This is a genomic window from Nostocoides vanveenii, from assembly GCF_039531165.1.
GTDB lineage: Bacteria > Actinomycetota > Actinomycetes > Actinomycetales > Dermatophilaceae > Nostocoides_A > Nostocoides_A vanveenii.
In genome coordinates this window covers 39694-63579 of sequence record NZ_BAAAPN010000032.1, presented here as the reverse complement: position 1 = coordinate 63579, position 23886 = coordinate 39694, and the positions used below count along the sequence as shown (strand labels likewise).

The 23886-nt window shown below is 64.9% G+C and carries 17 protein-coding genes; 7 read left to right on the top strand and 10 right to left on the bottom strand.

The window, feature by feature from the left end; all coding sequences use genetic code 11:
- Positions 1-530: 530 nt before the first annotated feature.
- The 3 genes from ABD209_RS06180 to ABD209_RS06170 form a co-directional block, all read right to left on the bottom strand.
- Positions 531-1367 (bottom strand): GIY-YIG nuclease family protein, encoded by an 837-nt coding sequence (locus ABD209_RS06180; RefSeq protein ID WP_344063613.1) that lies wholly within the window; start codon positions 1365-1367, stop codon positions 531-533.
- Positions 1360-2526: a DNA cytosine methyltransferase gene (locus ABD209_RS06175; protein ID WP_344063610.1), complete on the bottom strand. Its 1167-nt coding sequence runs from the start codon at positions 2524-2526 to the stop codon at positions 1360-1362. Before ABD209_RS06175 ends, ABD209_RS06180 begins: the two co-directional genes overlap by 8 nt.
- Positions 2527-2777: 251 nt before the next feature.
- Positions 2778-4310: an AlbA family DNA-binding domain-containing protein gene (locus ABD209_RS06170; RefSeq protein ID WP_344063607.1), complete on the bottom strand. Its 1533-nt coding sequence runs from the start codon at positions 4308-4310 to the stop codon at positions 2778-2780.
- A gap of 131 nt (positions 4311-4441) precedes the next feature.
- Here ABD209_RS06170 and ABD209_RS06165 point away from each other — a divergent pair, with 131 nt between their 5' ends.
- Both ABD209_RS06165 and ABD209_RS06160 read left to right on the top strand, forming a co-directional pair.
- On the top strand, positions 4442-5290 hold the full coding sequence (locus ABD209_RS06165; RefSeq protein ID WP_344063604.1) for a hypothetical protein: 849 nt from the start codon (positions 4442-4444) through the stop codon (positions 5288-5290).
- 850 nt (positions 5291-6140) lie between these two features.
- Positions 6141-6947 carry a hypothetical protein gene (locus tag ABD209_RS06160; RefSeq protein WP_344063601.1) on the top strand — a complete coding sequence of 269 codons (807 nt, stop codon included), beginning with the start codon at positions 6141-6143 and terminating at the stop codon, positions 6945-6947.
- Between the two features lie 24 nt (positions 6948-6971).
- Here ABD209_RS06160 and ABD209_RS06155 read toward each other — a convergent pair whose 3' ends face one another.
- The 7 genes from ABD209_RS06155 to ABD209_RS06125 form a co-directional block, all read right to left on the bottom strand.
- The gene (locus ABD209_RS06155; RefSeq protein WP_344063599.1) at positions 6972-9116 is read right to left on the bottom strand and encodes a M23 family metallopeptidase; all 2145 of its coding nucleotides are present in this window, start codon (positions 9114-9116) and stop codon (positions 6972-6974) included.
- A gap of 135 nt (positions 9117-9251) precedes the next feature.
- A complete protein-coding gene (locus tag ABD209_RS06150; protein ID WP_344063596.1) occupies positions 9252-9563 on the bottom strand; it encodes a hypothetical protein in 312 nt (103 codons plus the stop codon).
- Positions 9526-10710, bottom strand: coding sequence for a hypothetical protein (locus tag ABD209_RS06145; protein ID WP_344063593.1), 1185 nt, complete (start codon positions 10708-10710; stop codon positions 9526-9528). Before ABD209_RS06145 ends, ABD209_RS06150 begins: the two co-directional genes overlap by 38 nt.
- 136 nt (positions 10711-10846) lie before the next feature.
- Positions 10847-13189 carry a type IV secretory system conjugative DNA transfer family protein gene (locus ABD209_RS06140; RefSeq protein ID WP_344063590.1) on the bottom strand — a complete coding sequence of 781 codons (2343 nt, stop codon included), beginning with the start codon at positions 13187-13189 and terminating at the stop codon, positions 10847-10849.
- A 966-nt stretch (positions 13190-14155) separates the two neighbouring features.
- Positions 14156-15025: a hypothetical protein gene (locus ABD209_RS06135; protein ID WP_344063587.1), complete on the bottom strand. Its 870-nt coding sequence runs from the start codon at positions 15023-15025 to the stop codon at positions 14156-14158.
- The gene (locus ABD209_RS06130; RefSeq protein WP_344063584.1) at positions 15015-15479 is read right to left on the bottom strand and encodes a hypothetical protein; all 465 of its coding nucleotides are present in this window, start codon (positions 15477-15479) and stop codon (positions 15015-15017) included. The genes ABD209_RS06135 and ABD209_RS06130 overlap by 11 nt, the downstream gene beginning before the upstream one ends.
- Positions 15480-15741: 262 nt before the next feature.
- On the bottom strand, positions 15742-18750 hold the full coding sequence (locus ABD209_RS06125; protein ID WP_344063580.1) for a hypothetical protein: 3009 nt from the start codon (positions 18748-18750) through the stop codon (positions 15742-15744).
- 1836 nt (positions 18751-20586) lie between these two features.
- Here ABD209_RS06125 and ABD209_RS06120 point away from each other — a divergent pair.
- The 5 genes from ABD209_RS06120 to ABD209_RS06100 are packed head-to-tail and all read left to right on the top strand — an operon-like array spanning position 20587 to position 23812.
- On the top strand, positions 20587-21444 hold the full coding sequence (locus tag ABD209_RS06120; RefSeq protein WP_344063576.1) for a hypothetical protein: 858 nt from the start codon (positions 20587-20589) through the stop codon (positions 21442-21444).
- A 23-nt stretch (positions 21445-21467) separates the two neighbouring features.
- Positions 21468-21977: a hypothetical protein gene (locus tag ABD209_RS06115; protein WP_344063573.1), complete on the top strand. Its 510-nt coding sequence runs from the start codon at positions 21468-21470 to the stop codon at positions 21975-21977.
- Positions 21977-22288: a hypothetical protein gene (locus ABD209_RS06110; RefSeq protein WP_344063570.1), complete on the top strand. Its 312-nt coding sequence runs from the start codon at positions 21977-21979 to the stop codon at positions 22286-22288. The genes ABD209_RS06115 and ABD209_RS06110 overlap by 1 nt, the downstream gene beginning before the upstream one ends.
- Positions 22289-22310: 22 nt before the next feature.
- A complete protein-coding gene (locus ABD209_RS06105; RefSeq protein WP_344063567.1) occupies positions 22311-22847 on the top strand; it encodes a hypothetical protein in 537 nt (178 codons plus the stop codon).
- Positions 22848-22870: 23 nt separating this feature from the next.
- Complete coding sequence (locus tag ABD209_RS06100; protein WP_344063564.1) at positions 22871-23812, top strand: hypothetical protein; 942 nt, start codon at positions 22871-22873, stop codon at positions 23810-23812.
- Positions 23813-23886: the final 74 nt, after the last annotated feature.

Genomic DNA, 23886 nt, shown 5'->3' with positions numbered 1-23886 from the left:
GCCCCCATGGGCAGATCCCATGGCCACCACCGGGCAGTTCTCATGACCGTCAGCGGGCAGGTCTCATGACCGCCACTGGGCAGTTCCTACTGGCCCTTGACACGCGCTCCCGTGGGCGGACAACTTCAGCGCGGGGGACCGCTGTGTTGTGTGACGTGGTCAAGCACCTGGTCGGGAGATCTCGCCGGTGGTGACGCAGCAGTAGGGGCCGTGCCAGATCTAGCCTCGGCGCCGTAGCATCACGATGTGACCAGGCCCCGCCCGCCTCTACCCGTGGACGACCCACGGCACGGCACCACCAACGGATACGGGAACCTCGGATGCCGTTGCGCAGCGTGCAGGGCAGCCCACGCCGCCAACCACAAGAAGTACATGGAGCGCAAGCGGGCGTCCGGCGAGGTCGTGGGGCTCCACGGCTCGAGCGTCGCGTACGACAGTGGATGCCGGTGCGACACATGCCGGCTCGCTCACAATGAGCGGTCGGTGGAGAAGAAGCGGCGCATCCGAGAGCGCCGGGCCGGCGGAGATTCTTAGCCGGCCGAGTCTGGGTCGTCCTGTTCCAACTCGCCGTCGAGGCTGGCGTCCATCGCGTCCGACTCCTCACCTTTAGGGTCGGAGAACTCGGCGAGCACACTGCCGACCAGCGCCTCCATGTCGATCACGTCCGGGCTAGGCAGTTCACGGCCCTCGACGTAAGCCAGTCGCGTCGAAGCGAGGTACGCCAGGCGTACGGCCTGGATCACCAGCACACGCCGAAGTCCCTCGGAGACTTCGCCGCGCTCACGGGCGACCGACGCCAGGCGTGAGATGGTCTCCGCACGTCGCTCGATGCGGATGTCCGGGTGTCCGCGCTCGGCACGCACCCGATCGCTGATGACGTTGCGACGCAACGACGCCGGCAGGACAATGGGCTGCGACACCGGCGGGATCTTCTCATTCAGGATCGCCTTGAACCGTGACTTGGCGATCGCGTCGAGGTAGACCGCGTATTCCAAGGCGTTCAGGTGCACGAAGGCGTCCTTGAACCGCGGCTGGCCCTTCTTCACGCCCTCGTACTCCCACAGCGGCCAGATGGACACCTCGGCCACCTCGAACAGGTCGAGGATGCGCATGGCGACGGCGTCGGTGCGCTGGTTGGTCAAGTGGCGCTGGATGCGCACCCTCAGCTGCTCGTTGGTCTGACCGACGTAGATCGGCTCGCCCTCATAGTCGTAGAAGGCATACACACCCCACTTCGCATTAGCCCACTTCCGCCCGCTGTCGTCCTTCTCTGACAGGAACTTTGACAGCGCACCCCGGAACTCTTGGACGTCCGCAGCGGGCAGTGTGCTCTTGGCAGGCTTGACGTTCTTGGCCGTGCTAGCCACGGGACGCCTCGCGCGGCAGGGTCGCCTGCGCTTCGGTCATACTCCCCCGCACCAGCGGCATCAGGTAGTTCTCCGCGAGCCAGGCCACCGCTGGGACCGCTACAGCGTCGCCGAACCCGAACAGCGCCTGGTTGGTGCGAGCCGCGGACAGGTCGTAGTCGCCCGCGCCCATAAGCCGGGCGTACTCGCGCGGTGTCATCCACCGGACCTGGAAGCGGTTGTTGCCGAGACGGACCACAGCCTGCTTCGACGAGCCCCCTCGTGCCGTGCGCAGGCACCCGGAAACGTCATCGGGACGCACCTCCCACACGGCGACGCCGTTACGGGTGCGACGGTACGCCGTGCGGTATTTCACGCCCACGGTGCGCTTCAACGCAGCCACCCGGTCCAGCTGCGCCGGCGAGAGCGAGGACATGAATGCTTCGGTGCGCGCGGCGTCCCACCAGCGCTCGTCGTGCAGCGGGATGGCCTCCATCAGCGCGCCCAGGCCCTCTGTGAGGGGCGCAGGCGGCGCAGGCAGCGCAGCTCGGTGGGTCCGCAGGCTCTTGTCGCCGTAGGCGGCCTGCAGCCAGTCCGGACGCAGCTCCGAGTTGGGATCGGGTACATCCTCCGGCGGGTTCTTGGCGCCGACGAGGAAGAGCCTAGGTCGCGACTGAGGCAGGAACCGCCGCGCGTCGACCGAGAGCACGTCCACCGAGTAGCCCAGTTCGTTGAAGGCCCGAATGGCGGCAGCCAAGTCTTCGCCCCCGTGCGAGGTCGCCAGACCTACCACGTTCTCCAGCACAGCGACTTCAGGGCTGTCCTCGCCCAACTCGCGCAGCAGTCGGACGAAATGCCAGAAGGTTCCCGACTGTGCTCCAGCCAGGCCAGCGCGGCCCCCGGCCAGCGACAAGTCTGTGCACGGTGACGACGCCCAGGCCAGCGCCGCGTTGCGGGGAAGTGCGTCCACCGTCACCTTTGCGATGTCGCCGAGCGCGAAGCTGTGATCGTCGGTGTCACCGAACTGCGCGTCGTACATCGCTCGCTTGTCCGGCTCGTAGTCGCTGGCCCACACCACGCGGAAACCGGCCTGCTCCAGGCCCATTCGCGCGAGCCCAATGCCGGCGAAGAACTCCAGAACCCGCGGACGGGCAGAGTGGATCGGAGTTATGGAGGCCATGTCCTCCACCTTAGCGGCGGGGTCTCTGCCAGCTCGGAGGCTGGCCGAGGTTGCCTAGTCCTTGCTCCTTTGCCGGGACACGCGCGTCACCATGGTCGACCGGCGGCGGCAACCACCGGCCCCTGCCAATACCTGATCCCCGGAGGCCGTAGCCACACCCGCCCAGAACGGACGGAACTCTCGTGGACATGGGCGTCACCGGCGGGCAGCGAAGAGCTAGGGAGCGGTGCCGTGCTCTGCGCCTCCAACCCCTACGTCCAAGGGCCTGCGGGACTCGCGCCGTGCGTCTGCGCAAACAGCTCAGCTGCGTACGGAAGCCCGGCCCAGTGGCTCCCGTAGTTCCACGACTCTCGTTCAGCCCTGGTCGTCACATCGACCATCGCCTGAGCGATTTGCTCATCTGAGGACTCGGGGAAAAGCTCGGCACGGACGTTGGTATCTAGGGCGATGATCTCCATGAGCGGCGCGGATCGAGTTTGGTGAAATGCGGCGCACGTCGGGTAGCCAGCCTTCTTTCCCTCGCCTTCCGTGGCGACGATTAGGCAGTAAGCGAGGTCAAACTGGCACAGCGAGTTCAAGAGCGCGTCGTCGTGGTCCAGATTTTCGGCTGGAACGACGGCCACATCGGGAACATCTGGACGCAGGCCAGGATGTGTAGCCATCAGGTTCCGAGCCATCGACACCAGCATGCCTCCGTTGTCCGCCGGAAAAATGTTCGCTCGGCGGGCTTCAACCTGTCCGTGCCGAAGCCAGGAGGCGTACACGCAACTTCCGCTATGTAGTCGGATGGGCTTCCGAACGAGATGGTTCACCACCGACCACCTCTTCAACCGAATCGCGAGGCTGCCGATCGCATAGGCACGGGCCAAGAGTTCGGCTAGCGATCCAGCTGGTGCCTGGATGTTCACTCGGTGCAGGTAGATCTCGTAGAGCATGTCGGTCGCGATGCGACACTCATCATCTTGCCCGGACACGATGGCAAGAGACGCAAGTTCCGCAATGCGGTCCTCCGCTTCGATTGCCGCCTCCGGGTCGCTGACGGGTGAGATCGCGATCTGACGCGCCTGCTCCAGAAACCGCCGAATGTGAGCGGAACCGCCAGACTCGAAGCCTGCCAGGACAGACTCAGCGAACGATTCCGGGCTCATGCCGAGCGTGAGGGGTGGGCTGTTACGACCAACTCCGCCGGCGTCGCGGAACTGCCTCACCACTTCCGCGATAAGGGCCTGACTGTCCTCCATCGCAGCAGCCTTGGTCTGGCGTTCTCGCTCGGCGAGGAGGTCAGCCCAGTGCCTGTGCGCAAGGGGCACGTTTGCCGGTCCTTCACGAAGGATGATTTCACCTTCACGGAAGACGGTGACCATGCGTCCGGCCGAGGACTCGTACTGCCCGATCTTCGACATGGGAACTGGCAACCCGTCGGCGTGTCCGCTGATTTGGACAACGACGACCTCGCGAGCACCCTCAAGGTCGAAGGCCTGGGAGTTGACGTGGATCTGCGTATCGACGTATCCGCGAACGAGTTGGCCGAGATTCGCACCATCCAACCCTTTTCGGTCGAAGGTTCCCGCAGCGGCGACCGGGGAGCCTTGGTCATCAACTCCGATGACGAGGTATCCACCGCCAGGACGGTTGGACAGAGACACGATGTCCTTGACGATTTTGAGTTTGTCCGCGTTGGTCGTCAGGTCGATGGTCTCCTTGTAGTCCAGGTGTGTGCCCTCGCCCGCTCTGAGTAGCTCGTTCAGCTTCTCCCGGTCGTTGCGACCATCGAGCACGATCACGCCTTCCCCCTTTCGGTTTGAAAGCACCCTCTCACGGGCCACTGACATCGCCTGTCCTGATCGAGGGGACGTGCTCGCAGAGCCGGCTTGACCGGTAGAGTGTGGTCGTGCAAGCCCGTGGAACTGCTGTCATGCTTCTGGCCGGCATCGCGACCATGGCTGGCTGCGCTTCGGGCGGTGATCGAGCCACCCAGCCACCGGGGTCTATCTCATCGTCAGCCACCGCGATGTCAACAGGAGCGTCAGCACCGTCGACCGGTGACGCCAGCTCAGCGTCGGAGACCGCATCCCCGACCAACGCAGCAACACCCCTCGACGAAGAAGCGATCCTCAAGTACCTCACCGCGACGGTCAGTTTCACTGACCCCGGCAAGATGCGTGAAGGCTTGGCGCTCACCGCGGAAGGGTCCATTGCTTATGGCCTCTTGAAGCACCGTGCTGATGCCACAGAGGCTGGACTTGACGGCGGATTTCCGTACGAGGATGGCACGGTGAAGGCTGCGGGCCAGAACTACAAGACGTGCCTCTCGCCTAGCCACTCGGATTCGTGTGCCACTTACTCTGACTTTACCGCGAACTCGGACGGCAAAATCGTGGGATTCAAGATTGATGGTACGTACGGTGATCCAGCCAACTTCATTTCGAAGACAGGCAAGAGCGTAACGAACAACGGAGTCACCGTCACGCTTCAGTCGGCCAGATACTCCGATCTTGAAAACGTCTCAACCTTTGTCCTCAAGGTCGAGACGTCCAAGGATGACATCACGATCAACTCCATGTCATCGACCTACCGCACGACCAGCGGCAAGCAGCGTCAACCGAACGAAACATATGGCCCGACCGACCTCACCGCGGACTCCAACGCCATGGTCAACATCCTCGTTCCCGGTGTGAAGCTTGGCGGCACGCTTGCCCTCTCGGGGTGTGTTGACGACTGCACACGGCAGTTCGAGGTCACAATTCCCATCACCTCGAAGTAGAGGTCTTCAGCTCTCCCTGACACATGACAGGTCTGACTGGACATCGCCAATGTTGGAACTCGTCACTAAATGTCGCAGGCTGCTTACTAAGGCATCCCCGGAGCGGATCCGCTTCCGACGGTTCCTGCGAAGTGCCTGCGCTGTCCCCCAATCTGGGGACACTGAGACATGGCACGGCAGCGCGTCGGAGACATTGATGGGTATGGGACGATACGGCGTCCTGGCTGTCGTGGACGGGCTGCTCGAATGTCACGACTGCGGTTGGCTCGGGGAACACCTCGGTCTACACGCCTACCGGGCTCACGGGATGACCGCGCGCGAATATCGGGCCGTTCACGGTCTGAAGCGCAGCGCCGGCCTGGTCGCACCGGAACTGCGGGAACGGATGTCGGCGATCCGCGCGGCCAACCCCAACCCTCTGCTCGCCGCCACTCGTGACCCCGCCAAAGCGACCCGGGCACGACTTGCCCAAGGCAGTCCCGTCTCACCAGCCGCAGCCGCCGACCGTGACGCCCGGATGTCTGCCGCAGGCCCTCGTCGACGACTCGGCACCGTTGTCACGTGCGGTTGGTGCGGCAGTCAGTTCTGTCCGCTCAAGAACGCCCGCAGGCGACGCTACTGCTCAAGGTCGTGCGCGTCGAGAGCTATGCGGGCGAGCGTCTAGCCATCAAGGCCGATAGCCTGAGGGAGCAGTGCAGGGCGGCAGATGGGAGAAGACTGCAGTGAGCTGGCCGGACATCATCAACAAGAGCGATGTTGTGCGCGCTGATCCATGACCGAAATCGCCTGAATCGAGCAACTCGTGTCGTCATTTTTAACCGCACTAGTCCTGGGCCTCGTCCTAATGCAGATGGCCAAGACATTAGCGATTTGCTTGTCGATTCGATGGGTCGTAACGTTCGGCACGCAATACCGAGATAGATTAGAAGAGCTTACACAAGATCCAACAGAAGTGGAAATATGGCGGATACTCGATGAAACGCATGGTCAAACTCTGACCTTCGGCATAAGAGAATATCGCATGATTCGCTGGGGGCAACGGGGCGGAAAGTTTGTCGAAGTCCTGACTCGAACAGGTCATAAGGTATTTGACCTAACGGGTTTGGCCTTAATCTTTGTCGCACTTACCTTTGCCACGGGTCATCGCCTATCACATGGTCTCAATGTTCCCTGGATCCTCCTAATCCTCTGCCGTGTCTCATGCGTCTTGATCGCGATCCAGATGATCCTCATAATGGCAGAGGCCATATTCTGTTATGTCAGAATGTCCTCTTACGGTCGAGCCTTTCACAATCCAAATAGCTACGTGTCCGCGAGCGACTATGGGGTCTTCTTGAAAGAAGTATTTATTGCCGTGGGAGTAGCGATCTACTGTGTACTGACGGGAACAGCTACAGCCTACTTCTCCAACTTCAGCGGAGTTGGAATCCGCCTTCCCGCGGTTTCCGATCCACTCTTCAGCGCATTCATTGAGACCACTCTATGTTTCATAAACGCAGCCCAGCCCGAGGTCGTGGGTTGGTTTGGGCAGTTGTTCATTTTGCTGACAACTTTGCAGGGAGTTGGCCTGTTGATTCTCGTTTTATCCACCTTGGGCAACGCGACACCCATCTCAACTTCTCCTTCTGTCCGCGGTCGACGGCCTCGGGCAGACTAGGTGAAGTTGCCGCCTAACGGGAAGCTATTTGGGAGAGATCGTGAACGTGGTCTTTGGCCCAAGCTGACCCGTATGCCAGGCTCCCGCAGCGTCTTGCCAGTCAGGCCAGACCGTGTAGGTCCCAGCGAGCGTCCAGGCCGTTGACGAGGCGCACGCCTTCGCCTGGCCGGCGGCGAGCGTGATCGCCTTCGCGCACACCTTGTTGACCGTCTTCCCGGCCGGATCGGTGACTCGTAGCGCCAGCAACTTCACGGCGATCCCGGCGGACGTCACGTTCTTAGCCGTGAACGACTGCGTGATGGCGACGCCGGTGTACCAGCCGTTTGGCGCAGTCGTCCGGTTCGCGGCCGAGGCGACAATCGGCGGCGCGGCGGCCAACGTGAAGGTCTGGTTCGGCCCCAAATCACCCGTATGCCAGTTCCCGGCACCGTTGTAGTCCTGCCAGTCAGGCCACAGCGTGTACGTCCCCACCGAACCCCACGGCGTCGACGACGAACACGTCTTCGTCTCCCCCGGCTGCAACGTCAACCCGGTCGCACACACCTGGTCATAGTTCTGACCCCACGGATCCCGCAACGCCAACGTCAAGACCTTAATCGACATCGCCGCGCCGGAGAAGTTCTTCACCGTGAACGACTGCTTGATCGGCACCTGCGTAAACCACCCCGAAGGAGCCGTAGTGACGTTCGCCGAGACCGCCCCCAACGCTGGGACCGCTGCCAACGTGAAGGTCTGCTTCGGCCCCAAATCACCCGTATGCCAGTTCCCCGCACCGTTGTAATCCTGCCAGTCAGGCCACAGCGTGTACGTGCCCACTGACCCCCAGGGCGTCGACGACGAGCACGTCTTCGACTCCCCCGGCTGCAACGTCAACCCCGTCGCGCACACCTGGTCATAGTTGACACCCCACGGATCCCGCAACGCCAAAGTCAGGACTTTGATCGACATCGCCGCGCCGGACAAATTCTTCACCGTGAACGACTGCTTGATCGGCACCTGGGTGAACCACCCGGAAGGGGCCGTAGTGACGTTCGCCGAGATCGCCGCCAGAGCCGGAACCGCCGCCAGCGTGAAAGTCTGCTTTGGCCCCAAATCACCCGTATGCCATTTACCGGCACCGTTGTAGTCCTGCCAGTCAGGCCAGATCGTGTACGTCCCTACCGACCCCCACGGCGTCGACGACGAACACGTCTTCGACTCTCCCGGCTGCAACGTCAACCCGGTCGCGCACAACTGGTCATAGTTGACACCCCACGGATCCCGCAACGCTAACGTCAAAGACTGGATCGACAACGCGCCGGAACTGACGTTCTTGACGGTGAACGACTGCTTGATCGGCACCTGGGTGAAGAGCCCGGAAGGCGCGGTCGTGAGCAATGGCTGGGACGCCACCAGAGGCCCTGACGGCGGCGGAGACCCTGGGAGTGTCGAACTGACGATGCAGCAGGCAGCAGCACCGCTGTTCGTGACTACCCGATTGCCGCTCAGATCGTTCCAGTAGCCGTAGTAGTCGGAGCCCGAGCTGTACACCCGGTAGTTGCCGAACTGCAGCCCTGACACCGCCGACGCAGCCCCGTCCGCCAGGATCGTCAAGTGCACGTGGTTAAAGGTCGCGCTGCCACCACAGGGTGTCGCTGTCCCGGCGTCCCCCAAGTAGGTGCCCGCCTCGACCCGCTGACCCACTAGACCACCCTGCTGATTCGTCAAGTGGTAGTACGTCGACCGCCACCCATTCCCGTGGTCAATCCCCAGGTAGAAGCCACCCGAACACGTGACCTTGTACACAGTCCCTGCCGCGACAGCAACCACCCGCGAGTTAGCCCCCGCTACCGGACCGAAGTCGATCGACCCACGGACACCAACGTTGTTCCCGTTCGACGTGTGCGGGGCACCGGCCTGCCAACGCTGCCCATTCTCAAACGGCAACTGCCACAACGGCGTCGCCCCAGCCCTTGGCGCGACTCCGCCAACCTTGGCGCTTGCCGTGGCCTGCGTCCCGTTCGGGGTCGACGATGGGCCGGCCACCAGCGTCGACGACAACCGGGCCTGGTTGGCCTGCACCGGTCTCGCGCTCGCACTTGACGACCCGGTGAACACCAAGGCCACCAGCACGAGCAACGTCGACACGAAAGTCGCCCAAGACCGTAAAACGCGCACAACGAACTCCATCGCTCACCTGGCGTCGAAAAGGCCGACCGCCATCCGGCACGAACCTAGAACCGCCAGTGTGTCCCGTCAACGACCACATGACGTGGCACCTGTCCCCCAATCGGGGGACAGGTGCCTGCCTGCGGCTGTCTAGGATCAGACGCCGGCGGACCAGGCCAAGATGACGTCTCTGACGTCGATGCACCGGTCCGGCAACCCTTCCAGCGCTTCGCTGACCTCATGCGGACCCGGCAGACCGAGCGGCCAGCCGGTCGACGGGAGCGAACCGACCCGCATGAAGCCGCACCCCGCTCCGGTGCACTGCTGGATGACGATGTCCCGCTCCCCCTGATGTTGCAGCGCAGCCCACAACTTCATGTCGTGCCGGTGCACTCGGACGTTCTCGTGACCGGACGGTGCTGTCGTCGCGTCAACGGTCGTGCTGCTGGTCGTCAACACGTTCGGCATTGCCTCCGAACCTTTCCCGCCGGTACCGGCGTAGCTCCGAACGCCCCCGACGGACATGCGGGGCGACCGGTGGTGTATCGAAGCCGGCGTGACGCAACAGCCATTGCGTCACATCCGGTTTCGGTCCGTCACCAAGCCAATGCGGCAAGCCGTAAAGAAGACGGGCGTTCCCGATGATCGCTTGTGCTGTCTTCGGGTCTTTCGGGCCGGCCACCTCGAACGGGTCCGTGACTGACGCCCACTCCCAGCGGTTGTCGTTCGGGCCGGTCGGGCGTTGCACATCAAACGTCAGGAACTCCGGTGCCGCATGGTGCGGGCCGGGAAACCAGTCGTCCCAGCGGACAATCGCCATCCGTTCGTCGACGCCTGCAGTGACCCGGTCCATGCTTTTGAACGCGGCGCGGCTGATCGACTTCTTCATCGACCGGTGAATCACCTGACCGAGCCGGTCATGGGACCGGTCGGGGCGGCGAGCGTCAACGAAAACCACCATCGTCGCCTTGGTCTTGTCTTGCGCGAGAAACTGCGCCCACCGGTCCGCCTTCTCCGCGAACGGCACCCCCGCCGACGCCGACACTTCGACGACAACCCGCAACCCGTCAGCGCGCACCAGGAGCAGATCCCCCGCCCAGTTCCGGCCCGCCGGCACCTTGTCGTCACCGAACAACTGGTTGAACTGGGCCATGCTTTCCCCGAGCACACACGGCCAGCCGCCGTACTCGGCGCACCGCAGGCCGAGCTCGGAGGCGAGAATGTTGTGCCGGTCCGCCTGAGGGCCGTTGCGCCACGGGACTCCCGCGGTCAGCGCGAGCCACTGCTGGTACGTCACCTGCGTTTCGATGTCGCCGAGCGGTGCCGTCCACGCCGTCCGGTACAGCGGCGGCAACCGCAACCCGGTGATCCCGGTCAACAGTCGTCCCCGCGCGAGCAGCCCGGCGCTGAACAGTATGTCGTCGGACAACTTCCCGAAAACCTCACCCGTGAAGGCGGCGATCTGCTGTCCGCTGATCGTGCGCCACATGCCGGTCACCCCGAGCGCCCTCAGCAGCCCAGGACGTTCCACCAACATCGCTCTCGCCACGTCATCGGCAAACCGGATCTCAGAACGGACCGGGCGCACCAGCCGCGCATGCCGGGTCAACTCCACGTCCCGCCGACCCACCCAGACTGCTGAATGGTGGGTGTCCCAGATGCCCGTCCAGTACGGGTCGAACCGGTGCGGAGCCGCGTATCTCGTCACCGGGTTCCGGCATGGCAGGGACGCCAGCGGCATCCCGAGACCGTCATCCATGACCCGGACTGAATCCTTGGTCGCGCAGGAACTGCCCGGTGTCTTCCGGCCAGAACCCGCCCTTGCACGCCACCGGCGGAACCGGCTGCTGACCAACGCTCGCCCGCACAATCAGGTGGAACCGCTCCAAGTTCCGCAAGTCCGCGCCCGTCCACGCCGAACCGTCCATCGTCAGGTCGTCAACGGCCTGCCGGATGATGTCCGGGTTGTTCTGCGCCATCCAGAACATCGTCCCGAAACCGAGAACTGTGGAACGGACTTCCGCCGGCAACTGCTCCGGGAACTGCGAGGCGAACGTGTCGACAACACCGTGCGCGCGGCCCTGGTTGCGCGTCCACGCGATCACCCGTGCGCTACTACCGGAGAGCAGCGACAGCTCGTCCGAATACAGCCGGACTTCCCGGCCTTGCGTCTGCCAGTCACGGCACCGGGACCGGATTGCGTGGTACAGGCCGTACATGAGCATCGCCGACAAGCACTCCGTCATCACCTCGTCCGGGGCCTCCCCACCGCGTGACGCCGGGCCGGTGTTGATGACGAGAACCTCATGCTTGTCCAGGACTCGGGCGAACGTCACCTTCTGCCGGTCCGGGGAGAAAAACCCGGACGCCGACAACAGCGGGGCGAACTTGCTCAACGGGGCCTCCTGCAAGGTTGCGCGCTGAGCCCTGGTCACCTTGTCGCCGTACAGCAACGCCAGCCGGGAAACGGCATCGACAAGCTCCGGATCCCTGGTGGTGTTCGCCCGCTGCGCCAACGCCGCCGCCAACGCGACCCCAGAGTCGTCGCCGCGACCGCCGAGCAGGATCGCCGACGCCTCCACCCACGACATCCGGGTCGGAAGCTCCGCTGTGTCCGCGTCCTCATCGGTGACGAGAACCGCCGCCGGAAGCAGCGCCTTCAACGTGTTCTGCGACCGGGCCGCGATCGCATCCTCGCCCCAGTAGTAGACGAGCGCCGACACGAGAAACTCGGCCTGCTTCACCGCGCTCGTGTTCGGCAACAACTCGATGGCCCTGGTGTTGTTGTCCGCAACTTCGACCAGGTGGCCTCGCATCCTGAAACGGCGCATCCAGTACCGGTACGCGACAAACCCGTCGCCCTTGTTCTCGAACGCGATCATCGACATCCGCTTGCCCCGTTCGCGCTGGCACAGGTCGTACGCGAACAAGTTCTGCACCAGCACCGACTTCCCGGAACCGGGCAGACCGAACGCGCACACCCCGGCCCAGCGGTCCCCCTCACTGATGTGCACCGCCTGCTGACCGACCCAGCCGATCACCGGACCGATCGGTCCGCGCAACGCCGGAGGAACCTCCCGCACCGCTGTCACCGACTGCGCCGAACCGGAGCCGTGATGCGGGGAAACCACCCCGGTGACCATGCCCGCGTTCACGAGGAAAACGTCCTCAGCCAGCGGGTAACCACCGGAACGGCCCGGCTGCACCTGACCGTTGATCGTCCGCTCCCGCGTCGGTTTCCCGGGCGGAACCCGGCGCACCTGCGGCCTCGGAACCACGCCGGAGGCGAGAGATCGGACCAGCACGTCACGACGTGACCCGCGCAAACCTGTCCCCGCGACGAGGGCGACCGCCGCGCCAGGGACAGCAGCAGCCGCCGCCGCCAACCCCGGAGAGTGCAGCAGCATGTCGACGGCGGTCGCCGGCGCAGCACCGATCACCAACCCCGCCGCAGTCAACACCGCCCGGCCCGGCACGGACTTGCCCACCGCGTCCACGTCGAAACCTGGCAACGCCGATGTCAACGATTCGACCACACCTTGCGCGACCGACGCGTCGTCACCGCCGGCGAACACGGACGCGACCAACGCTTCTGGCTCCCGGCTGTAATGAACCGCCCGAGTCACATCCTGGTGGTCGAACCACTTCCGCGCCCACGACAACTCGCTCCGTTTCGGAGCCCGCAGACTGACCGCCACCCAGTAGCCGACCGGCAGGCCACCGCGCGCCAGAAACTCCGCGACCGCCGCCGGGTTGCCACCTGCCTGAGTCGCGCGGCCACCGCCGTTCGGGCGGGCCACCAGGCGCGCATACCCGCCCCGGATCAGTGACGGAACATCATCGACGAGCTCCAACTTCGCGCCCAGCGAGTCATTCATGTTCGCGGCCAGCAGGCGCGTCGCCTGACCTCGGTCCGGGCAGAGGACGAAACAGGAGAAACCATCCTCCTCACGCATCGCCAGCAGGGTCGCCGACCCCACCTGGATGATCGACTTCCCGACAGAGCGGACGCGTTCCGCCACCCACGTCGGGTCAGGTGCGCCCGACCCGATACGGGTCACCGAGTACACGACCTGACCTGGAGATTCCTTCATGTCTAGCCCCATGCGGCAACCGGGGATTATTAGCGGCCGAAACAGGTGGCGGAAACCCGCCATTTCTGCAGATCCCCGGTGAACCGTGCCGCCAGCGCCGCGCCAGACAGTTCCCGACGGGACCATTGGAAGGTCGGGTTGAGCGCATGTTTGGGGTTGTTGTGGTTCAGGTGATGCTGTTTGGTGCGGTTTGGTGGTGAATGAAGTTGCTGGGGTTGGGGTGCGCTGAACGGGTGACTTTGCGGGTGGTTGAGGGTGTCGGGGGTCGGAACTGGGTTGCGTAGTGAAGGGTGCTTTGGGTGGGGCCGGGGTTGAGCGTGGGTGTGCCGGAGTTGAGTGACGCTGGGAGGTGAAAGGTGAGGCGACGGTGCGGGCAGTTGTGGAACGGTTGGGAGCGGAGAAGGAGGCTGAATCTGGGTGACGGTGTGCCGGGGTTGAGGTGACGTGAACGCCTTGTGGTGACGATGTGACGGAAACCCGCCAACGCTGTGCGTCGAGAGTGACGGGAAACCGCCAGATGCGCAGCGAAACTGGGTCAAACGACAGGAACGTGAGCGCAGGAAAACCCAGTTAATCGTGACGGATAACCGTCAGGACGAAACCGGAGCCACAGCGAAGCCAAGCAAACGGATCGAACCAGAACGAGACAAGCCGGCAAACGAACCGGACCGTAACGGGACCACGAAACCGGCAGCCAAAAGAGCGACCCGTGAACAGTGCGACCAAGACCCGTAGGGTCAGAAACGCAACGACCACACAGGTAACACGACGAAACAAACCAGGCCACAAACAAGACCCCGAAGGGGTCCACAACGAACACCCCGAAACCTGTCAGGAACACCGCCGACGGCAAGGCCCGAAGGGCCGCGCCGGAGGCGTCTTCACTGCGCCGGCAGTAACCGCCATTCGCGCCAAGCCAACCCGCTGCGGCTACCGCCGGACCCGCCCCCGCCGCTACCGCGCCGGTCAGAACTCGGGAACCTCGCCAGTCTCGCGAAGCCGGGCGACGATCTCGACGTACTCGGGCTCGGGGAACGGAGCACCGCGCAGCCACCACTCGCGGGTTCCGTCGGCCCGCTCAATCGCTGGCCCGTCGAGACGGTGTCGTTCGCCATCCACCCACCACTCGCGAAAGCCGTCCGCAAGCTCGATCGCTGGCCCGTCGAGGCGGTGCTGTTTACCGTCGGCCCACCACTCGCGGCCTCCGTTCGCCCGCTCGATTGCTGGTCCATCAAGACGATGCCGCTTGTCCTCGACCCACCACTCCCGGGAGCCGTCTGCCCACTCAACGGCTGGACCGTCCAGACGGTGCAGCTTGCCGTCCGTCCACCATTCGAGGAAGCCGTCCGTCCACTCAACGGCTGGCCCGTCGAGACGATGCCGCTTGCCGTCGACCCACCACTCGCGGAAGCCGTCCGGCCGTTCGATTGCTGGCCCGTCAAGACGGTGCCGCTTGCCGTCGACCCACCACTGGCGGTCTCCGTTCGCCAGCTCGGTTGCTGGTCCGTCAAGGCGGTGTAGCTTCCCGTCGACCCGCCACTGGCGAGTCCCGTCCGCCAGCTCGACTGCTGGTCCGTCAAGGCGGTGTACCTTCCCGTCGACCAACCACTGGCGGAAGCCGTCAATCCCCATCATCGCCGGCCCGTCGATACGGTGCCGGATGCCGTGGACCAACCACTCGAACGTACCTTCGTCCAGCAATTCGACGGCCTCCGGGTCGAGTCCCGGGATCAGGTCCAAAGCGGGACCATCGGTCCGGTGCAGCCGCCCGTCAGCGTCGTAGTAGCGACGCCACGGGTAGGTGTCGCTGAATGTGCACCATGGATCACCGGTCATGGTCGTGATGATGCCGGTACGCCGATGTCGACACGCGAAAACGGCGGCTTTCCGTCACCCGCCCGGCGGTAGCCGCACCGACAGCCAGCCAGCCAGCCAGCCGATGCCGGGCCAGCGCGCCAATCCGAAACCGCCAGGAAGCCTCGACTGCTGGCCCGTCAAGACGATGCCGCTTACCGTCGACCCACCACTGCCTAGTGCCGTTCGCCAACTCGACTGCTGGCCCGTCGAGACGGTGTAGCTGACCGTTGAACCACCATTCGCGAGAGCCGTCCGCCCACTCGGCCGCAGGCCCGTCGAGGCGATGCTTGCGTCCGGCTACGTCGACATACCTGGTCCTGTGTGGACGACGTTCCACTCGGACATAGCCGCCAGCCGGATGCGGTGTTACGCCGTCCTCGGCCCAGCCGGTGCCGTCCATGCCGGTCATGTGTCCGGTCGGAATCGTCGTCACGCTGTGAGTCCGTCTCCCCTCGACCACGTTGACTGCCCGATGCCCGCGAAATGCGAGCGTCCGTACCCCGTTTCGTCCCCTCCCCAGGGGTGTCTGCTGGCACGGATTCAAGAGCGGCAGGCTGAGGAAGCACCCGCCGGTTGGTCTGCTCTCGTACAGTCAACATAGATTTCCCTCCTTCCAAAGGGTTTCTCGGTCTGGTCAACCAATCCCAAACAGCACCAGGCTCGAGAACCGCACACGCGGCCTCAAGCCCCGACCGTCAGGGCGGGGTGGGTGACGCGTCGTCGTCGGTGGAGTCTTCCTGGACAGCGCCGATGACGACGTCTAGGGCCACGATCACCCCGCGAAAGTTCTGTCCGTCAACCATCGCCTGCTGGACGATGCTGATGTTCCCGGACGGGGTTTTTCGGCGCTGGAAACGTCCGTCCGACAGGTTCGAGCGGTGCACCGCCTGCCAGGATGCCTCGCAGCCGTGACCGTTCAAGCGCGGGTAGCGCCGGGTCACTTCGTTGTGGGCCGCTCGTGCGTCGAAAACGACATGCCGGTGCACTGTTCCGTCACCGCCTGTGCGGACCATCAGCGTGCCGATCCGGGGACCGTTCGGGCGCGGACCTTCACCGGGACGGGTCTGCCAGCCGAGGCGAGCATTCACTTCGTCGGCATCCAGGTCGCCGCACGACGTCGTCGATGGGGCCTGGCTGGGGGAAGGCGAGGCGATGTGCGCGCCACCGGACGTCAGCAGCGCCGTGATGTGCTCCATGAAGTCGACGCCGAGGTCGTAGTCCTTCTTCGACGCGACGCTGATCCGGGCGAGCTCTTTCAGTGAGCCAGCGGCGAGAACGATCCGTCGGATGTGGTCGGGAGACACTTTCACGGACGACGCCCACTCTTTAAGCAGGATCAACGGCAGGTAGAAGTCGGCGGCGAGGTTGCACTGCCTGGTGTTGCCGCCGGACCCTCCGGTCTGCCGAACGAACCGCTGGGCGGTGACTTCTTTCAGGTCACGCATGTCGGCGCGCATCTGCTCCCAGCTGGACGCTTGGGCGCGCTGGGCGATGAACGTGATGAGCCCGCCGGTGACCATCGACTGCGGGCAGTCGCCGTCGGCGAGTTCGACAATCTTGTCGGTCGGAACCCGGGACGGGTTGAGGAAACCCGGTTCGACCCGGATGTGAATGATCCTGTTGAGGATGGAGACGTTCGACAGGGCCTGTTCAGCGGAAACGATCGTCTGCGCGATCGGCAGGTGTGTCTGCGCGGATTTCAGCGACGGGGAGGAACGGCGGCGCGCGGTCCCGTTGTGCACGTTGCGCAGCAACTCTTCGATCATGTTCTCCATGCGTGCCTGCGCGCCCTTGTCGGGGCCGTTCGGGGCGACGTCATCGGTGACCCAGATCGGGGCCATCGACACGGCAAGCTCCGTCGCTAGCGCCGTGTCTTTCGCGGATCCCGGTAGACGCTGGTCGGACCACCGGCCACCGTCCGGCTGCCAGAAATGCATGACGGCACCAGCGGACCACGACTTCCCGAGCCCGGACCCGCCGGAGAGATACATCGGTGCCCGGCACGGCAACGGCACACAAGGTCGTAGTGCAGCCGCGAGGAAGATCGCGGCGTGCAACGGGTCGCTCCACACCTGGTCGGCGCTGTCAGCTGGGAGGAAGGCGTCGACAACCGTCTCGATCGCGGTCTTCGCCTCTTTCGCGGTGGTCGGCATCTGGAAACCGAAGTCGTTCGCGCCGATCAGGTCCGCTTCGGTGATGCCGCAGCCAGCGACGTCGTGGTCGAGCATCCCGTCAGCTCCGGCGACGCATTCGCCGGCAACGAACACCATCCCGTCGTCTTTAGTCGGCACCCAGCCCATCTGCCGCCAGCCGGGCCGGTACACGGTTTCGGTGGCACGGTAGGAGCGCATCGCGCCGAGAAACTCGTCCTCTCTCGGCGGGAACAGGCCAGGGTCGGACCCGATAGATGTTGCCGGCATCGTGACCCGTCCGCCGTTCGGGAGCATCCATTTGCCGGGCAGCGTGTACAGCATGTTCTGGTCGCCGCGCACGTCAAGGTGGTGCGTGTCACCGGACTTGGTGCGCCACGAGAACTCGACCGTGACCTGGCATTCGCCTTGCTTCTCGTGGACCGGGATGATCCGGCCCGTCTTCATTTCGACGGGATCCACTTGCCGGGGGAAGACGACATCGACGATCCGGGCGACGTACGGGTACACGGTCTGCCACCGGGTGCCGCCGTTGCCGTCATCGACTAGCTTCTGGGTCGTCAGAGTCTCCGGGTTCATCCGCCAGCCGCTCGGCGGGTTCAGAACGTCCAGGTCCGGGAAGGTGGTTGTGGCGCAGTCGCGGACGCTGTCCAAGTCACCGCCGCGCCCGAGAACGTCGTCGACGCCGTCCTTCTCCTGGTATCCGTCCATCGTCGCCAACCGCAACAGTGTCGGGTTTCCGCCACGACCTTTGACGAAGTCGCCCAGCTTGACGGCCTCCCGGGCGACGTTCGGGTTCCCGTCGACGTCACCGTCCAGCGCGAGGTAGACGGTGACGTCCCGCAGGTCGATGGAGTTCCACTCCGCGTGCTTATGCCAGTTTCCGGACCCGACGATGCAGATCACGAGGGCGCGTTCGTCGTCCGCGATGGCTTCCAGCATCGTCCGGACCGCGTCCCGTGCGTCGTGGGTGGTCAGGCCGGCGGTCACGGTTAGGGCGGACGGGGCGACACCGGACTCAATCAGCATGGCTGTCAGAAGCGCCATGCCTTTCAGGAGCCCCTCGGCGATCCAGACGGTCTTCGGCATGCTGGTCGTCAACCAGGACGGCGGGGTCGCCGGGGACACTCCGAGACGGGTCGCGTTGTCGACCAAGTTGACGTACTTCGCGACCTCCTGCTTGCGGCCCTTCTTCGTGAAGACCGGGTAGGCGGGATCGGGACGGACTTGCAGGGACGACATCGGGACGTGGTCTCGAATGACCCCGTTGCCTCGGTCCAGCCAGTACATCGCGGTCGCTGCCGGGGTGTGCCACGGCATCGTCAACGCGGTCCCGCCGCTGCTCACCACACCATGCAGCTGTTTACGGCCCGGATTCCGGGCGTCCAGCGCCAGCGCCTCGATCAGATCGTCGACGCTACCGGCGGTCAGATCAGTGCAGCCTTGCGCGAGCAGCACCAGCGGGGCGATCCCGGAAGCGATCGCTTTCAGCGCGCCAGGGCCGGTGACGGGGCCGTAGTCGGAGACATTCCACGAGGACAGGGAGGCATTCACGGTGGTTCTTACCCGGTGACCACCAGTTTAGCGGCCGGTTGGCGAGTGTCCGCCCAAGAGATGACAAGCGCTGCTGGGTGGGAAAGGATAGCCTTAGCACCGCTTGCAGCCCTGCCCCAGGGCTGCTGGTGGCTCAAACGTTATGCCGCCCAGGGCTGTTCGGAAAGACTTGATACCCCGTGTCCTCCCAAGCAACGGGGTTCACACCGGCAGACGCCGCTGCCACGTGGACCCAGACGCTCATTGAGCCGCTGCTCTCCTCTGCCCGGCGCGCCATCGCCGAGGACGCAATGACTCGGGTGTGCACGCATCACCCGCGCTGGGCGGTCGCCTTTTTCGGCGGGTTTATTGCCGACATGGTGGGTACTTTCCCGCCAGAAGACCCGTGGCGGACCCTGTCCGGGAGGGTCGGATCTGAGGTTTTCGGGCCACGTCCACCGGCCACAACGGGCGCTGTGACGGCTTCCGGAGCACCGTTCGGGACATGGAATGACAGTGCCGACCGGCTCCCGTTGATCTACCGCCTACCCGGCGATGACCCGCAAATGGTGGCGGTCGCCGACCCGCTCCCGGACGTCAGCGCGGGGGTGATTGCGGCCTCCTGTTACGGGTGGCGTGACGCCGTCAAAGCGCTCACTTTCGTCCAGTTGTCGTCCCCGCCAGCGGGGGAAGCTCCACCCGCGAAATGGCTCCCAAGATGGTCCGGAGCCAACCTGTACGCGGTCGCTTCGCAGGCCGCACGCTGGGTCGTTCACCGCCGCCGTTCGTACGCCGGACATGACGATGTGTGGCCTCTCGAATCGGCATTCCGGTGGGCGTGGCGGGCCGACAGAATCGCCGCCGACGCGCCCTGGCCGGAGGCTGATGTGGACACCCAGATCGCCGAAGAAACGCAAGTCTGGGACGTTGTTCCAGGGTTCGGTCCAGACGACTTCTGAGGCCGGTTTCGGCCACCTCGACGACCCCTGTGAAGCGCCCGTTTTCGGGCCTCGGAACACCCCGTCAGAGACGCCTTTTGCGGGTGCCGGAGACCCCCTCGAGAACACGCCGTTTCTGGGTCTCGGGAACGCCCTCCGGAGGCCCGTTTTCGGGGTCTCCGGCACCCGTCGGGAGGCCCTCCAAGAGCGTCATTTCGGACCTTCGGATGGATCGTTTTGGGCTCGAAAACAGCCCGTTTTCGGGGTCTCAGATGGCCTCCCGGACCGGCTTTACAGGTCTTCGGAGACGCCGTTTCGGGTGCCACAACAGCCCGCGAAACACCCCATTTCGGGGGTCTCAGATGGTCTTCGGACCCTCTCCGGAGGGTGCTGCGAGGGCTTCGAGAGGCCCCGAAAACCCGTCAAACGGCCCTCGCAGGCCCCGATTTTGGGCTCCAAACGTGTGAACAAAATCACACGACCCACTTTCCTCGTTTTCCTTGACTTCTTGCCAGCTGATCGTGTATCACGCGCGCGCATGCCGAGGGGTATACTTGTATGTGTCTCGCGGACGTATGGCCTCCGAGGCCGTTTTTCACCTCGATCACCTCAGCCTTACCCCGGCTGTTACGGCGCAAACGTGCAGGTCAGAGGCCGTTTTTCCCCGATTGACCATTTTACCCCGACTGCACACCCTATATATATATACATGTAAGGGAACATAGCCGAACGTGTACTCTCCTATATATATATATACATCAACATCACTAAAATATGTGATATAGGTAAAACAAGGCTCTGACCTGCGGTTTTCCAAAAATCGCAGATGGGTAAGCCCGAGGTAACCGAGGTGAACGACTTCATCGGCCTCTCAGCGGGTTCGCCGCTCGATCAAGTCACTTGCCGCATAGGGCTAGGTGTGACGACCGAACCGCTCAGTGCCTCGCCCCCCAGGCGGCACTACCTGACCGAGCCAGGGCAAGTGCTCCTCGCTCCCGTGGACCCCGTCGAGATGCTCGACCGGATCGCCGACTTCTGCCGCGATTCCGGTGTCGCCGTGAGCGACCTCGTGGTGTCGCGTATCGGCGCGTTTCCGGTCCCCGTCAAAGCCGCCGGCGGCACCCCCCAGGACTACCCCGAACTGAACGCGGAACTGGCTTGGCACCCGGTCTTCTGGCTGCCCCCAGAAATGACTTTGCGGGCCACCCTCACCGACGACGACGGGACCATCTGGATCGAGACCGACGACGAGTGGGCGACGAGGGTTTTGCTCACCCTCGAGCTCGCGAAAATCTACGATCCGGAGACCGGCTGGATCGACATGCTCGCCATCGCCGGGATCGACCTTTCGGTGCCCGCGGACGCCGCCCGTTTCGAAACCTGGATGGCCGGCGGCGCGGACGAAATCCTCGACGCTCTCGAAGTCGGCGACCTGCTGCCCGGGGACCGCGCCCTCGAGTGGGAGGTTGCGACCGCCGGCGCGATCTTGGCCCGGACCATGCCTGGCGCGTACGCCGTCGCCGGGTTGAGCTTGGCCCAGCTGGCGGACGACTACGCCCATGACGGGACCGACCCTGCCTTCGCCTGCTACCGCCTGTCGGTCCTCGGCGGTTTCGCCTACCGCGACAGCGACGACCCGGACGCCATCGACGTCTTCCGGTCGGTGACCAACGACCCGGACGGCATCCCCGACCCGCCCGCCACCTTCGACCGGATCCGGGGCGCTCTGACCCGGCTCCGCGACCAGTGGGCGTACGCCCTGCCCGCGACCGCCTGACCCCGCCGCACACATCCCCAGCCATGGCAACGATCACCGCCTTCGACGCCGCCGCCCACCCTCGCGGTGCCGGTGGCCGGTGGACGACCGTTGTCCGGCCAGAGAGCCGCGAACTTCCCGTCCCGTCCGGCGTCGAGTTCGCCCAACTCGGCGAAGAGCATTACGCCCGGCTGCGCGGTGACCGTGACCCCGGCGAGGTGACGCTCGCCGAGATCGACGAGTGGTGTTCCGCTCCGCCGTCGGCGACGTTCGTCCTCGCCACCGTCAACGCCCGACCCGACCTGACCCCGCAGGACGCGTCCGTCCTCGCCGGCCAACTACGCCGGGACGCGGTCACCGCCGCCTGGATCGACGAATCCCCGAACGACGCGATGACCGACCTGGACATCGCTGGCCGCACCGACCTGATGCTCGCCGACGACCGGGAGCACCGCGACACCGACGGCGTCGATTTCGACTCTTGGGGCCGCGTGAACGCCGACCTGCTCCGAGACCGCGTCGAGACGCTGCTGCGCACCTTCCGAGGCTGCTAATGCCCGCCGACCCGGACCTTGCCGGGTGGCTGGCAGCCCATCCGTGGACGGTCACCGGGGCGGTCCTGGCGGCGACCGCCGGGCTGCTGGTCCTGATCGCCCTGCGAGCGTTCGGCTGCCTGATCCGGCTGGCGTTCATTACCGCCGTCTTCGCCGGCGGTCTGGCCCTGATCCGGCACCTGTCCCCCGGCATCACCTGGAAGGAGATCGGGGCGTACATCGTCGGCACCGGCCTACTGGTGGCACTCCTCGACGACGCAACGAAACCTCCTCCGCCCCGCGTCACCGTCTGGGTCCGGCACCGCGACTAAACCCGCCGCACACATGCCGGGCATGACTGCGAATCCTTCGATCGGCCAGCCCCGCGACGTTGGTGGACGGTTCGGGCGTAAAACTCACGCCGAGCAACCAGGGACGCTTACCGCCTGGTCGGACTTCGACGAGGTGGATGCTGCCGCCTGGCAGCAGCATGGCGTCCCGCACGAGATGGCCCGTGACTGGCGTAACGCCGGCTTCACCGCGTTCGGTGCCTCCGACTGGCGTCGGCACTGGTTCGACCCGTCCGCTGCCGCCCAGTGGCGTACTGCGGGCATCAGCGCCGCTGACGCCCAGCATTGGCGTCGCCTCGATTTCACCCCGGATGCCGCGTTCGTCTGGCTGGCGGTCGGGCTTGCCCCGGACGAGGCCGCGTCGTGGCGTGCCGACGGCATCCCCACCCCGTCCGACCCGAACCGGATGGCGTCGTCGGTGACGGGCGAGACCGACCCCGGTTTCACCGATCTGACGTACCGCAACGAGGTCGACGGCTATGCCGCGTACGCCCACATTCCGGCCCCGTTGTCCGCCGACGAACCCGACTGGCTCGCGTGAACCCCGCCGCACACATGACGGATATGGCTACAACGACCCAGAACCGCATCCCGCCGGGTGTCCGCACCGGCGGGCAGTTCGCGTCCAAGATTCACGCCGAACCGGCACCCCTGGATTTCGTCACCGACGAGGACGCCGCGATGCTGCTCGACCAGGCGAACAGGTCGGCGAGGTTCGGCACGGCATTGCACAGCGGTGGCCGGCACGAGGACGCTGAAGACGCCGCGATGGAGTCGGTCTTGACGTACCTCGCGGCTGCCGCGAATCGTGGCGGGCATTCGACCAACCCGCGCGGCTACGTCCACGCTGGTGCCCGGTCGCACGCTGCCCGGCTCCTGGACGGACGCACTCCGCGTGAGACGGCAGCGACGGCGAAATGGCGTCGTGCGGTCGCGGCGAAGCAGACGGAGCTGGGCCGACGGATCACGGTCGCCGAAGAGGACGCGATTGCCGAAGAGGTTCGCCTGTCCCTGGACGCGAAAAACCGTCCCCGCGCCGGCTACCACCGGTTCGCACGGGAAGCCTCGCTGAACGCGCACATGGAGGCGTACGGCGACCACGGCGTGCCGTCCACATCGCACGAGTCCGATCCCGATTTCGCGGACGGTTCTCTCGGTGACCGGATCCTGTCCGGCGGCGACAACGCCCGCACGAAGAAGGCGCTGCTGTACCCGGCGTTGGCGCAGTACCGCAACGCTCCGATGCCGGCGTCCGAGACGATCGACAGCAAGTCGGCGACGGCGCTGCGCAAGCGGATCGTCGACTCTGGCGGCGCGCTGGCTGCTGCTCGGGCGTGGGAGTCGGGCGACAGCGACGGCGTCCTGCTGTTTGCCCCGTTCGGCGATTTGGACGCCCGGCAGCAGCAGGACGTCGTCGACGTTTTCACGTCTCGCCCGCAGTACGCGGACGACCTGTGGGGGTCGGCGTTGACGATCGCGACCAGGCGACGGGCTTCAGCGGCATGAGTACTTTCGATGAGTCGAAACACCGGCGCGGGCGGGGCGGCGAGTTCGCTAAGCAGGCGCACGCTGAGCCGTCT